The organism is Blastococcus sp. SYSU D00820, from assembly GCF_054050695.1.
Genome location: NZ_JBJGZW010000025.1, coordinates 54,999 through 67,224 on the forward strand (window position 1 = coordinate 54,999; position 12,226 = coordinate 67,224).

The 12,226-nt window shown below is 75.5% G+C and carries 13 protein-coding genes; 5 read left to right on the forward strand and 8 right to left on the reverse strand.

Features of this window, described 5'->3' with window-relative positions:
• Positions 1-1,548, reverse strand: a complete 1,548-nt coding sequence (locus ACI79R_RS20325; RefSeq protein WP_456575482.1) for a GAF domain-containing protein — start codon at positions 1,546-1,548, stop codon at positions 1-3.
• A 124-nt stretch (positions 1,549-1,672) separates the two neighbouring features.
• Positions 1,673-2,875: an MBL fold metallo-hydrolase gene (locus ACI79R_RS20330; protein ID WP_456575483.1), complete on the reverse strand. Its 1,203-nt coding sequence runs from the start codon at positions 2,873-2,875 to the stop codon at positions 1,673-1,675.
• Between the two features lie 60 nt (positions 2,876-2,935).
• Here ACI79R_RS20330 and ACI79R_RS20335 point away from each other — a divergent pair, with 60 nt between their 5' ends.
• Entirely contained in the window at positions 2,936-3,085 is a 150-nt protein-coding gene (locus ACI79R_RS20335) for a hypothetical protein (protein WP_456575484.1), read from the forward strand.
• 2 nt (positions 3,086-3,087) lie between these two features.
• On the opposite strand, the gene ACI79R_RS20340 is transcribed toward ACI79R_RS20335, so the two are convergent.
• Positions 3,088-4,395 (reverse strand): Rieske 2Fe-2S domain-containing protein, encoded by a 1,308-nt coding sequence (locus ACI79R_RS20340; protein WP_456575485.1) that lies wholly within the window; start codon positions 4,393-4,395, stop codon positions 3,088-3,090.
• Positions 4,396-4,536: 141 nt separating this feature from the next.
• On the opposite strand from ACI79R_RS20340, the gene ACI79R_RS20345 reads away from it, so the two are divergent.
• Both ACI79R_RS20345 and ACI79R_RS20350 read left to right on the forward strand, forming a co-directional pair.
• Entirely contained in the window at positions 4,537-4,932 is a 396-nt protein-coding gene (locus tag ACI79R_RS20345) for a DUF485 domain-containing protein (protein ID WP_456575486.1), read from the forward strand.
• A complete protein-coding gene (locus tag ACI79R_RS20350; RefSeq protein WP_456575487.1) occupies positions 4,925-6,577 on the forward strand; it encodes a solute symporter family protein in 1,653 nt (550 codons plus the stop codon). Before ACI79R_RS20345 ends, ACI79R_RS20350 begins: the two co-directional genes overlap by 8 nt.
• Positions 6,578-6,655: 78 nt before the next feature.
• Here ACI79R_RS20350 and ACI79R_RS20355 read toward each other — a convergent pair whose 3' ends face one another.
• From ACI79R_RS20355 to ACI79R_RS20365, 3 genes are all read right to left on the reverse strand, one after another.
• Positions 6,656-6,901 carry a hypothetical protein gene (locus ACI79R_RS20355; RefSeq protein ID WP_456575488.1) on the reverse strand — a complete coding sequence of 82 codons (246 nt, stop codon included), beginning with the start codon at positions 6,899-6,901 and terminating at the stop codon, positions 6,656-6,658.
• A 98-nt stretch (positions 6,902-6,999) separates the two neighbouring features.
• On the reverse strand, positions 7,000-7,860 hold the full coding sequence (locus ACI79R_RS20360; RefSeq protein ID WP_456575489.1) for a manganese catalase family protein: 861 nt from the start codon (positions 7,858-7,860) through the stop codon (positions 7,000-7,002).
• A gap of 200 nt (positions 7,861-8,060) precedes the next feature.
• A complete protein-coding gene (locus ACI79R_RS20365) occupies positions 8,061-8,789 on the reverse strand; it encodes a sensor histidine kinase (RefSeq protein WP_456575490.1) in 729 nt (242 codons plus the stop codon).
• Positions 8,790-8,855: 66 nt separating this feature from the next.
• On the opposite strand from ACI79R_RS20365, the gene ACI79R_RS20370 reads away from it, so the two are divergent.
• Positions 8,856-9,545, forward strand: a complete 690-nt coding sequence (locus ACI79R_RS20370; RefSeq protein WP_456575491.1) for a response regulator — start codon at positions 8,856-8,858, stop codon at positions 9,543-9,545.
• Positions 9,546-9,604: 59 nt separating this feature from the next.
• On the opposite strand, the gene ACI79R_RS20375 is transcribed toward ACI79R_RS20370, so the two are convergent.
• Together ACI79R_RS20375 and ACI79R_RS20380 are read right to left on the reverse strand one after the other, a co-directional pair.
• Positions 9,605-11,092 (reverse strand): PH domain-containing protein, encoded by a 1,488-nt coding sequence (locus ACI79R_RS20375; RefSeq protein WP_456575492.1) that lies wholly within the window; start codon positions 11,090-11,092, stop codon positions 9,605-9,607.
• A 7-nt stretch (positions 11,093-11,099) separates the two neighbouring features.
• Positions 11,100-11,612 (reverse strand): PH domain-containing protein, encoded by a 513-nt coding sequence (locus ACI79R_RS20380; RefSeq protein ID WP_456575493.1) that lies wholly within the window; start codon positions 11,610-11,612, stop codon positions 11,100-11,102.
• A 75-nt stretch (positions 11,613-11,687) separates the two neighbouring features.
• Here ACI79R_RS20380 and ACI79R_RS20385 point away from each other — a divergent pair, with 75 nt between their 5' ends.
• Positions 11,688-11,996, forward strand: a complete 309-nt coding sequence (locus tag ACI79R_RS20385; RefSeq protein WP_456575494.1) for a rhodanese-like domain-containing protein — start codon at positions 11,688-11,690, stop codon at positions 11,994-11,996.
• Positions 11,997-12,226 lie beyond the last annotated feature (230 nt).

Here is a 12,226-nt window from a genome sequence, read left to right on the forward strand (position 1 = left end):
TCAGCCGAGGATCTCCCGCGTGACGGCGGACTGCTCCGTCAGCACCCCGCCGATCACCTGCTGCGTCTCGTTGATCGACGCCACCACCGAGCTGATCGCACCGAGGGCCGCGACCACGCGCTCGACCTGCGACTGGATGGCGGTGACGCGGGCGTCGACGTCGGTGGTGGCCCGCGCGGTCTCCCCGGCGAGCTCCTTGACCTCGTTGGCGACGACGGCGAAGCCCCGCCCGGCCTCGCCGGCGCGCGCGGCCTCGATCGTGGCGTTGAGCGCCAGCAGGTTGGTCTGGTCGGCGATCCCGCGGATCACCTTGACCACCTTGCCGATGTCCTCGCTGGACTCCCCGAGGCCGGCCACCTCGCGGTTGGCCTCCTCGGTGAGCCGCCGCCCGTCGGTCGCCACGGCCGTCGCCGACAGCACGTTGCGCTCGACCTCGTCGATCGACTGCAGCAGCTGCTGGCCGGCCAGGTCGAGCCGCTCGGCCACGGCCAGGCGCTGCAGGGTCTGGCCGAGCAGGAAGGCGGCGCTGCGCAGTGCGGCGGCGCGGCCGGGGGCCAGCACGAGGGTCCGGGTGGCGAAGAAGTCCATCGTCCCGACGACCTCGCCGTCGACGACGATCGGCAGGCACACGCCGGACCGGACGCCGGCCCGCCGCGCGGCCGGGGCACGCACGCAGTCGGTCATCTCCGCGAGGTCCCCGACGAAGTAGAGGTCCCGCGCCCGCCACGCCCGGCCGGACAGGCCGACGCCCTCGGCGAAGGAGGCCTCGAGCGTCACCTGCCGGAACTCGGCCCCGGCGTCGCCGGACTCGGTGACGAAGCGGAGGAGACGGTCGGCGGGGTCGACGGCCCAGTAGGAGCCGTACGCCCAGCCGAAGCCCTCGCGGATCGTGTCCAGCGCGCGGGTCATCGCCTCCGCGCGGGTGGCCGCGCCGGTGACCGCGCGCAGCAGGTCCGCGACGGCCTGGGTGTCCTCGGCCGCCTCGGTGTGGCGCACCGCCGCGGAGATCCGCTCGACGGCCTGCGAGACCAGCCGCCCGACGGTGCGCAGCGTGTCCAGCCGCTCCGCGGACGGGGTGAGGGTCTGGGTGGCGAAGAAGTCCATGGTGCCCGTGACCACGCCGTCCTCGAGCAGCGGGAAGCAGATGCCGCTGCGGACGCCGACCCGCTGGGCGGCCGGTGCGCGCACGCAGTCCCGCACGTCACCCAGGTCCGGCACGAACACCAGGTCGCGGGTCCGCCACGCGCGGCCGGCGAGGCCGACCCCCTCGCGGAAGCTCGCCGCGCGGGTGACCTCCCGGAACTCGGCGCCGGCGTCGCCGGACTCGCAGACCACCCGCAGCGCCCGGTCGGCGGGGTCGACCCGCCAGTAGGAGCCGTAGGCCCAGCCGAAGTGCTCCCGCACCAGGTCGAGGGCGCGCCGGGCCGCCTCGTCGGGCGTGGGCACGTCGGTCAGCGCGGCCACCACGGCCGTCACCGCCGTCGCGTTGCCGCGTGCCTCCGCGACGGCGTCGTGCTGGGCCGTCGCCGGTGTCCGGCCGAACCGCATCGCCGACCTCCTCGTCCATCGTGTGAGGGGGTCTACGGCGCCGGGGCGTGCGGAGTTGAGTCCGATCGCGTTCTGTTGCGCCCAATATGGTGGGCTCTTGCGAAACGGCGCCGTGCCCTCTCGCTCAGTCGGGACGGCGCTGCGGCAGCCGGGCGACCGCGCGGGCCACGACCGACGTCGAGGCCCCGGCGTCGTCGGGTGCGTCGGACGGGGAGCCGACCGCCGTCCACCAGTCCTCCAGCGGCGGCGGCGCGGTGACGTCGATCCGCTCGCCCGGCCGCGGGACGGCGACCTGCACGCCGGACCGCCCGGCCGCGGCCAGCAGCCGCTCCACCGGCTCGGCCCAGCGGTGAAAGCCCAGGTTGAACGTCGCCCAGTGCACCGGCACGAGCAGCCCGCCGCCGAGGTCGCCGTGCGCGCGGACGGCCTCCTCGGGGTCCATGTGGATGTACTTCCACGCGTCGTTGTAGGCGCCGATCGGCAGCAGGGTGAGGTCGAAGGGGCCCAGCCGGGCGCCGATGCCGGCGAAGGCGGGCGTGTAGCCGGTGTCGCCGCCGAAGAACACCCGGTGCCGCGGGCCGGTGACCACCCACGACGACCACAGCGTGGTGTCGCGGGTGAGGAAGCGGCCGGAGAAGTGCCGGGCCTCGGTGCAGGTGAGGGTGAGCCCGGCGACCGTCGTCTGCCCGTCCCAGTCCAGCTCGACGATGCGGTCCTCGGGCACGCCCCAGCCGCGCAGGTGCACCCCGATGCCCAGCGGGACGACGAACGGCGCGCTCTGCCGGCGCAGCAGCTCGCGCACGGTGGGGAGGTCGAGGTGGTCGTAGTGGTCGTGGGAGACCAGCACCGCGTCGACCTGCGGCAGGTCGGCCAGCGGCACCGGGGCCGGGTGCAGGCGGGTCGGCCCGATCAGCGGGGACGGCGACACGCGCTCACCCCACACCGGGTCGACCAGCACCCGCCGGCCGTCGATCTCGAGCAGCGCGCTGGAGTGGCCGAACCAGGTCACCGCCAGCTCGCCGGCCTCCGCGGGGAAGGTCGCCGGTGCGAGGGGGACCGGCCGGGCGGGCAGGCCGACGTGCCGGTCCTCGTGCCACTGGCGCACCAGGCCCTCGCGCAGCTTGGCCGGGTCCAGCGAGGGGGTGGGCAGCGTGTTGTGGAACCTGCCCTCGGAGAAGTGGGGGGAGCCGGCGACCGTCGGCCGCAGCCGTCGCCGGCTGGCACCGAGGGCGGTGGGCAGCCCCCAGGCGGCGCGGGCGACCCATGCGGCGGGGGCGGCGAGCACGGCGGCGGCGAGGGCGGCGCGGCGGGTCTTCCGGGTCGGCACGTCCCCAGCATCCCAGCCGCCGGGCGGGAGGCGCTCGCGCGCACGGAGGACGATCGGGGCATGACGACCGAGCCCCGCCGCGAGGAGCCCGACGAGGGCGGGGACCCTGCCTGCTGGCTGGCGCGGGTCTGCCCGGCCTGCGGCCGGCTCGCCGACGAGGACCCGCCGACCCGCTGCCCGCAGTGCGGGGAGCTCGTCGAGGGCGGCTGAGCTCACCGGCCGGCGGCGAAGTCGGCCAGCACCCGCCGCAGCGCCACCCCCAGCCGGTCGGAGCGCACGTGCAGCTCGTCGCGCAGCCGCAGCGGCAGCCCGGTGCTGGCCATCTGCGCCTGCAGGGCGAGGTCCTCGGCGAGCACCCGCTGCTCGAACGCCACCTCGGCGGCGACCTCGTCGGGGCCGGGCAGCGGCCGCCCGTGCGCGGACGCGAGCAGCAGCCGGGTGTAGACGCGGGTGGAGTCGGCGTCCTCGGGCTGCAGCAGGAACAGGATCGTGGTCACCGCCCCCGACTCGGGGAACTCCAGCCGCAGCCGCAGCTGGAACGGCGCGCGGTACACGTAGGTGGCCACCCGCCGCTGGCGCAGCGGGCGCTCACCGGTGGCCACGCCGGGGTCCTGCGGGACGTCCACCAGTTGCTCCTGCACGCTGCGGAAGCCGCCGGGCTCGTACTCCACCTCGACCGGGGGCACCTCGACCGCGTCCGGGGTGCCGAACGTGCCGCCGTGGACGAACGGGAAGTGCGCGACGTCGAGGAAGTTGTCGGCCAGCGGGCCGGCCGGGCCGGCCGCCCGCTCCGGCGGCAGCCAGCCGGAGACGAACCGGCGGTCGGCGTCCTCCGGCAGCTCCAGCGGGACGTCGGCCGGCTCGGCGGGCGCCAGCCAGACGACGCCGAAGCGCTCCCGGACGCCGTACGCCGGCGGATCGGCGCGCAGCCCCTCGGGGGTGCGCTGCAGCGCCCAGGTGCGGCCGAGCAGCCGCACCATGAGCCAGCCGCCCGGCCGCAGCTCGCGGGAGAGCGCGACGGGGTGCCAGGCGTGCGCCAGCGAGAGGTCGAGGTTGCCGAGCACCGGCCCGTCCGGCGCGGGCAGCGGCGCGGGCGGCTCGGGCTCGGGGCGCAGGCCCGCGCGCGAGGGGCACGGCTCGCCGGTCCGCTCCGGGGCCAGCCACACCCAGCCGTGCCGCTCCTCGACCGCCCAGGGCACCGGGAGGTCGGCGCGCGGCGGCGGGGTGCCCTGGGGACCGAGGGAGGGGACGTCGACGCAGCGGCCGTCGCCGTCGAACCGCCACCCGTGGTACGGGCACTGCAGCCGGCCCTCCACCACGGTGGCCGCGGCCAGCGGCACCAGCCGGTGCGGGCACCGGGCCGGGAAGGCGCTGACCTCCGCCCCCGGTCGCAGCCGCACCAGCACGTAGGCGCGGCCGCCGGCGCCCACCGGCACCGGCGTCGTCCCGACCTCGGCGGCACGGGCCACCGGGAACCACCCCGCCGTCCGAACCGCCGGCGTCCACCCGATCGCGGTCATGACCCATTGCAGCGCCGGCGCGTTCCCGTGGCGTTACGCGCGGCGGACGTCTCTGCGACGGTTCGGTCTCTCCCGTGTCGCCGGTGAGAGCGTTTCCCTAGAGTGACCCGCATCACTGCCCCGCGGACAGGAGACGCAGCCGTGACACCACCCGCCGAACGCAGGCTCCTCACGCCGGAGGAGTACCGGCAGGCCCAGGACTCACCCGAGTTCACCGAGCTCCGGCGGCGGTTCCGCCGCTTCGCCTTCCCGATGACCGTGGCGTTCTTCGCCTGGTACCTGCTCTACGTCCTGCTCTCCACGTACGCCGACGGCTTCATGGCCACCAAGGTCTTCGGTGACGTCAACCTCGGGATCCTGCTGGGCCTGGCCCAGTTCGTGACGACGTTCCTCATCACCCAGCTGTACGTGCGGCACGCGGGCCGCAACACCGACCCGATCGCCGACGAGATGCGCGAGCGGCTCGAGCACCACGAGTACGCCCGGGAGCGCGGAGCCGCCGGGGACGACGTCACCCGAGGGGGGACCCGTGGCTGACGCCGTCCTGGCCGCCGAGTCGTCGATCGGCGAGCCCGCGGTCAACATCTCGATCTTCGGCGCGTTCGTCCTGGTCACGCTGATCATCACGTTCCAGGCCAGCCGCACGAACAAGAGCGCCGCCGACTACTACGCGGCCGGCCGCAACATCAGCGGCACCCAGAACGGGCTGGCGATCGCCGGCGACTACCTGTCGGCGGCGTCCTTCCTCGGCATCGCCGGCGCGATCGCGCTCTACGGCTACGACGGCTTCCTGTACTCCATCGGCTTCCTCGTCGCCTGGCTGGTGGCGCTGCTGCTGGTGGCCGAGCTGCTGCGCAACACCGCGCGGTTCACGATGGCCGACGTCCTGGCCTTCCGCATGCGGCAGCGCCCGGTGCGCATGGCCGCCGCGATCTCCACCCTCGCCGTCAGCCTCTTTTACCTGCTCGCCCAGATGGCCGGCGCCGGCGGGCTGGTGACCCTGCTGCTTGGCGTCACCGGTGAGGCGGCCCAGGCACTGGTCGTCGTCCTCGTCGGCGCGCTGATGATCATCTACGTGCTGGTCGGCGGCATGCGCGGCACCACGTACGTGCAGATCATCAAGGCCTCGCTGCTCATCGCCGGCGCGCTGGTGATGACGGTGTGGGTGCTCGCGAAGTTCGGGTTCAACCTCTCCTCGCTGCTCGGCGGCGCGGAGGAGGTCGCCCAGGCGGCCCCGACGGCCCGTGACGTGCTCGCCCCGGGCGCCCAGTACGGGGCCAGCTCCACCTCCCAGCTGGACTTCGTCTCCCTCGGCCTGGCCCTGGTGCTCGGGACGGCGGGCCTGCCGCACGTGCTCATGCGCTTCTACACCGTGCCCACGGCCAAGGACGCCCGCCGCTCGGTGGTCTGGGCCATCTGGCTGATCGGCATCTTCTACCTGTTCAGCCTGGTCATCGGGTACGGCGCCGGTGCGCTGGTCGGCCCGGAGCGGATCGCGGGGGCGCCGGGCGCGGTCAACTCCGCGGCCCCGCTGCTGGCCTTCGAGCTGGGCGGCACCGTGCTGCTGGGCATCATCGCCGGCGTCGCGTTCGCCACGATCCTGGCCGTCGTCGCCGGCCTGACGATCACCGCGTCGGCGTCGTTCGCGCACGACGTCTACGCGTCGGTGATCAAGAAGGGCAACGTGCCGCCCAACGGCGAGGTGCGGGTCGCCCGCATCACCGCCGTCGTCATCGGCGCGGTGTCGATCGGCCTGGGCATCCTGGCCCTCCAGGCCGGGCTGAACATCGCCTTCCTGGTGGCGCTGGCCTTCGCCGTCGCGGCCTCGGCGAACCTGCCGACGATCCTCTACACGCTGTTCTGGAAGCGGTTCACCACCCAGGGCGCGCTGTGGTCGATCTACGGCGGGCTGATCTCCTGCATCGTGCTGATCATCTTCAGCCCGGTGGTCTCCGGCGCCCCGGTGAACCCGGCGACCGGCGTCAGCCCGTCGCTGTTCCAGGACGTCGACTTCCACTGGTTCCCGCTGCAGAACCCGGGGATCGTCTCCATCCCGCTGTCGTTCTTCCTGGGCTGGCTCGGCACGGTCCTGTCCAAGGAGAAGCCGGACGTGGACAAGTACGCCGAGCTGGAGGTGCGGGCGCTCACCGGGATCGGGGCGGAGAAGGCCGTCGAGCACTGACAGGACCCCTCTGCAGGGCCTGACACGTCACCGGGCGCGCGTCCCCGGGAGGGGGCGCGCGCCTCGTGGCGTGCCGGTTCAGGCGGCAGCGGCGGGGGCCGCCGCGGGCGCCGGGACGGCGTCCGGTGTGGCGACGGCGGCCAGCACCGGGGTGGCGGCCGCGGCGCGGGTGCTGCGGAGCCGGGTGCGCAGCACCCAGCGGGTGACCAGGCCGGCGAGGACGACCAGGCCGGCGACCAGGTGCTCACCGGGGGCGGTCAGCGCGACGGCGACGGCCGCGGCGTAGACGCAGGTGAGCACGACGGCGGGGACGGGCAGGTGCACGGCAGACCTCCGGGGGAGGCGTCCCGCCGGCCGGCGGCCGGTCCGCGGGAGGGACCGGTCGCCGGCGCGGCGACGGCGCAGGAAGGGTGGTCAGCAGCTCACTTGAGCATGTCCTTGGCCTTCTGCAGGAGCGACTGACCCGGCTGCTGCGGCGTCGGGAACAGGCGCGGGTCGCCCGGGGGCAGGATCGGGGCGTCGGCCGTGGCCTCGATCGGCCGGGCGGCGAACTCGGCGCGGCCGTCGATCGACGGGCCCGAGGCCCAGCGGCCGTTGGCGGCCTCGGGGCCGTCGGAGGCGTCGATGAAGGTGTAGCCCAGGTCGCCGACCTCCTCCTCGATCGGGAAGGCCTCGGGCACCGGGATGCCCTCGAGGCCGTCCTCCTTGAGCTGCTCGATCGCGGCCAGCCACATCTGCTGGTGGTAGTGGTCGCGGGTGATGAGGAACCGCAGCATGTCCTTGACCCCGGGGTCGTCGGTCATGTTGTAGAGGCGGGCCACCTGCAGCCGGCCCTGCATCTCGGCGGTCACGTTGTACTGGAAGTCGGCCATCAGGTTGCCGCTGGCGGTCACGTAGGCGCCGGTCCAGGGGTTGCCCATGCTGTCGATGTACGAGGCGCCCGCGCCGTTGACGATCGGGTGCTGCGGGTTGTGCTGCCCGTAGCCCGCCGCCGCCTCCTTGCTGCGGTCCGCGGCGTCCGGCTTGAGCGGGATGTGGTCCAGCAGCCGGTCGATCATCGTCACGATCATCTCGACGTGGGCCAGCTCCTCGGTGCCGACGGCGAGGAGCAGGTCCTTGTACTTGCCGGGGAGCCGGCAGTTCCAGCCCTGCAGCAGGTACTGGGTGGCGACGGTCATCTCGCCCCACTGACCCCCGAGGACCTCCTGCATCTTGCGGGCGAAGTCCGGGTCGGGACCGTCGGGCTTGGCCTCGTACTGCAGGGCGTGCGTGTGCGTGAACATCTGGGCTCCCTGGCCTCGTCGTCGCGACCACCGCCGGTGCGGTGACACCAGGGATCTGCCCGCCCCCGGTGGCCCGCCCGTGCCGTCCGCTGGCCCGCCGGTGCCAACCTCCCGAGTGGAGTGGGAGGGGCGCGTCATCCGCGCCGTGGCACTCCACCCGGAGTGTCAGCGGCGAGGTTTCCTCGCCTCTCGCACTCCGCTCAGCGGTCGGGGAGCTGGACGGCCAGCGTCATCCACCCGTCCGCGACCTCCACCACCACCCGCCCGCCGAGCTCGCGGGTCTGCCGCTGCACCGACCACAGCCCGAGGCCGGTGAGGTCGATGGGCGGGGTGGTCGTGCGCAAATGCCCGACGACCCGGTCGGCCCGCACGCCGGCCTGGCTCAGCGCGAGGTCCACCCATCCCGGCCGGCAGGTGACGGTCAGCCGCACCGGGGCCCCGCCGCCGTGCCGGTGGGCGTTCTCCAGCAGGTTGGTGAGGATCCGCTGCACCCGCGCGTCGGCGACGGCCACCTCGCCGGCGCAGTCGCGCACCTGCACCGTCAGCTGCGCGGCGGGCAGGCCGCAGGCGCCGATCGAGGCCCGGACGACGTCGCAGAGCCGGCGGGTGCCGGGACCGCGCCGCTGCGCACCGGCGGTGGCGTCGGCGGTGCGCAGCATGGAGGAGAGGTGCTCGGTCTGCGCGCGGGCGAGCTCGAGCAGCTCCGCCCGCGACTCCGGTGCCCGGTCCAGCGAGCCCAGCGCGGCCTCGAGCGCGGCCAGCGGGCTGCGCATGTCGTGGCACAGCGCCCGCAGGAGCGCCTCGCGGTCGTCCGGGGGCTGCTCGCCCGGCGGCCGGCGTCGCGTGAGGTGGGTGCGCAGGACCCGCCCGAGCTCGGGCAGCAGCCGGCGGGTGCGGTCGGTCGTCGGGGGATTGGCCAGGACGGTCATGGGGGACCTCCGTCGTGCGTGCCGGTCAGCCCCGCCGGCCACGGGCGCGGGAAGGGAGGACCGTGCGTGGACGACGCCGGTGCTGGGCGCCGATCGGTCATCGACGTCGTGCTCGTCGACGACCACCCCCTCTTCAGCCGGGGGTTGTCCCTGTTGCTGCCCGAGGTGAGCGACGGGCGGGTGCGGGTCGTCGGCAGCACCGACGACGCGTCGGCGGCCGCCGCGCTGGTCCGCCGGCACCACGCCGACGTCGCGGTGGTCGACCTGCACATGCCGCCGCCGGGGGGCACGCGGGCGATCGCGGCCATCCGCCGCGCCGACCCGATGGTGCGGGTGGTGGCCCTGTCCGGGCTGGCCGAGGCCGACGCCGCACTCGAGGCGCTGCGCGCCGGCGCGGTGGGCTTCCTGCCCAAGGCCGCCGACCCGGAGCAGCTGGTGCGCCCGCTGCTCGCCGTCCTCGACGGGTGGTCGGTGCTGCCCGAGCCGCTGCTGCGCCAGCTGCTGGAGGAGGCGGCGCCCAGCGGCGAGCAGGGCGTCGCCGATCGGCTCAGCGCCGACGAGCGCCGGCTCTGGCGGCTGGTCGCCGACGGCACGAGCACCGTCGACATCGCCACGACGCTGCACGTCTCCGAGCGGACGGCGAAGCGGCTGGTGGCGGCGCTGCTGCGCTCACTGGGCGTGCAGACGCGCGTGGAGGCCGCCGCGCTGGCCGGGCGGGTGGGGCTGGGCCGGCAGGCCGGGGGCGCCGCGGAATGAGGGACGGACCGGTCCGGCTCGGAAGTCATCGGGGGCTCGGCTACCCGCCCCGGTGATCGTCACGCGCCGGGCCGGGTGAACTCCTGCTCCCTGCCGGGGTGCCGCAGCGCTGCCGCCCAGTTCCCCGAGGCGGCCTCGGCGAACGGCGCGGCGTCCTCCTCCGCGAGGTCGACCGCCGCGTATCCGCCGCTGCCGGCCCCCACGCAGGCGACCACGGTGGCCAGCCCGGAGCGGCGCTGGAACCACGACTGCCGCACCCGCCACCCGACGACGGCGCGGCGCTGCAGCCGCACGTGCTCCTGCACCAGCCAGCCGCTGCGCACCGCGAACGACCGGGGTCCGGCCCGGTGCCCGAGCGCGGCGTAGCGGCCGAGCCCGACCGGGATGCCGAGCACGGCCAGCGCGAGCCCGGCGGCCAGCAGCGGCCACCAGCCGCCGGCCAGCGCGGTGGCCACCGCGCCGGCAGCGGCGACGACCAGGCCGGGGACGACCGATCGCACCACTGCGCGGCGGCGGGCCGCCGGCGGGTGGGCGCGCAGCTTCCCGGGGTCGTCGGTCAGCCGGCGGGCCAGTTCCTCCGCCCGCGCCCGCGGACCCAGCGGCAGCAGCTGACCGCGGCGCTGGGCGTCGCCCAGGCCGGTGACCAGCGCGGTCACCCGGGCGGCGCGCACCCAGCGCATGCCCAGGCCGGCGGAGACGGTGCAGCCGCGGATCCGGTCGACCTCCAGCTCGGTGTGCCGGCGGGTGAGCAGCCCCCGGTCGGCGACCAGGGAGCCGTCCCGCCGGACCAGCCGGAACCCCCAGTTGACGACGGCGGCCCCGGCGACCGACCCGACGACCAGCAGCACAAGCCCGACCAGCACGGCGAGGACGGCCACGCGGGGGTCGTCGAGATCGGGGCCCTCGATGTCCGGCCGGATGCTGCGGGGCAGCTCGTCGGCCAGCCGGAACAGCGCGCCGACCGCGGCCAGCGGCACGGCCAGGTAGCTGCCGACCAGCGGCGCGTAGAGCAGCCACCGGTTGTCGAAGCGGGTGATCAGCTCCTCGTCCGGCACCTCGGGGACGTCGTCCCCCGGCGCCGGCCGGCGGCCCAGCAGCCCGGCCCGCAGCCGCTCGCCCTCGGCGCGCGGGACGCCGTCGATCAGCAGCTCGTCCTCCTGGCCGGCGACGGCACCGGCGGCGGCGTCGATCCGCACGCGCACCAGGCCGAACAACCGGTGCAGCGCCGGGGCCTCGACCTCCACCCCGCGGATCCGGTCGCGCGGCACGGTGCGCACCGACCGGGCCAGCAGGCCGCGGGTGACGACCACCGCGGTCGGGCCGTCGAGGTAGCCGAACCGCCACCAGGAGACGGCCGCGAACGCCAGCGAGGCGAGGGTCACGGCCACGACGAGGACGACGACGGCCGTCGTCCCGCCCCCGAAGCCGGTGGCCGCGGCGATCGGCAGCGCCACCGGCACGAGCTGGCGGGCCTGCCGGAAGGTGACGGTGTGGACGGCGATGACGCGCGGCGAGGTGCGCCGGGGGGCCGCCGCGAACTCGGTCACTGTCGGCTCACGTCGCCTCGTCGCGGACCTGCTCGGCGCGGTGCGCGAGGTCCGCGGCCACCCGCTCGGCGACGTCGGCCGGCAGGTGCGGCACCCGCACGGTGCCCTGCGACGACGCGGTCAGCACGGCGACCGAGGCCAGGCCGTAGAGCTGCTGGAACAGCCCGCGGGTGACGTCGACGGTCTGGATCCGGCTGATCGGCACCAGCGTCCACGTGCGGGTCAGCCAGCCGGTGAGGGTGTAGACCGCCTCGTCGGTGACCTCCCAGCGGTGCACCCGGAAGCGGATCCACGGCCGCAGCCCCACGGCGACGACGGCGTACAGCCCGAGCAGCAGCGGCCCGGCCCAGCGCAGCGCCGACCACGGGGCGCCGACGTCGTCCGGCAGGACGACCAGGACGACGGTGAGCGCCACCGCCCAGACCAGGACCTCGAGCACGCCCTGGGTCAGCCACAGCCAGACGGCGGACCGGGACAGGGGCCAGGCCGGCTCGCGCACCGGGGCGGTCGGGACGGCCACGGCCCCATCCTCGCAGCCGGACGGCGGCGCTCCGCGTGCCACGATGGGGGAGTGATGCCGCAGCAGGTCCCGACCGTGTCCGTGCACGACCTCCCGGAGGACGCCGTCGTGCTCGACGTCCGCGAGGACGACGAGTGGGTGCACGGCCACATCGAGGGCGCGACGCACATCCCGATGGGCGAGGTGCCGGCGCGGCTCGACGAGCTCCCCGAGGCCGATCCGCTGTACGTCACCTGCCGGGCCGGCGGCCGCTCGGCGCGGGTGGTCGCCTGGCTCAACCAGAACGGCTTCGACGCGGTGAACGTCGCCGGCGGCATGGGTGACTGGGAGGCCGCGGGCAAGCCGATGGTGAGCGAGACGGGCCAGCAGCCGTTCGTGCGCTGACAGCCCCGGGAGCATCGCAGCGAGCGCCAGCGAGCGAGGAGCGGACCGGGGCGCGGAAGCGCACCGGAGTCATCGTGCGCTGACAGCCCCGGGAGCATCGCAGCGAGCGCCAGCGAGCGAGGAGCGGACCGGGGCGCGGAAGCGCACCGGAGTCATCGTGCGCTGACAGCCCCTGAGTGGGGGGGGGGGGGGGGGGGGGGGGGGGGGGGGGGGGGGGCGGGCGCCGGGGG

Bases quoted from the DNA above. Each gene is read 5' to 3' on its own strand.
- ACI79R_RS20325 (WP_456575482.1), bottom strand. From the start codon at position 1,548: ATGCGGTTCGGCCGGACACCGGCGACGGCCCAGCACGACGCCGTCGCG.
- ACI79R_RS20360 (WP_456575489.1), bottom strand. From the start codon at position 7,860: ATGTTCACGCACACGCACGCCCTGCAGTACGAGGCCAAGCCCGACGGT.
- ACI79R_RS20335 (WP_456575484.1), top strand. From the start codon at position 2,936: ATGACGACCGAGCCCCGCCGCGAGGAGCCCGACGAGGGCGGGGACCCT.
- ACI79R_RS20365 (WP_456575490.1), bottom strand. From the start codon at position 8,789: ATGACCGTCCTGGCCAATCCCCCGACGACCGACCGCACCCGCCGGCTG.
- ACI79R_RS20340 (WP_456575485.1), bottom strand. From the start codon at position 4,395: ATGACCGCGATCGGGTGGACGCCGGCGGTTCGGACGGCGGGGTGGTTC.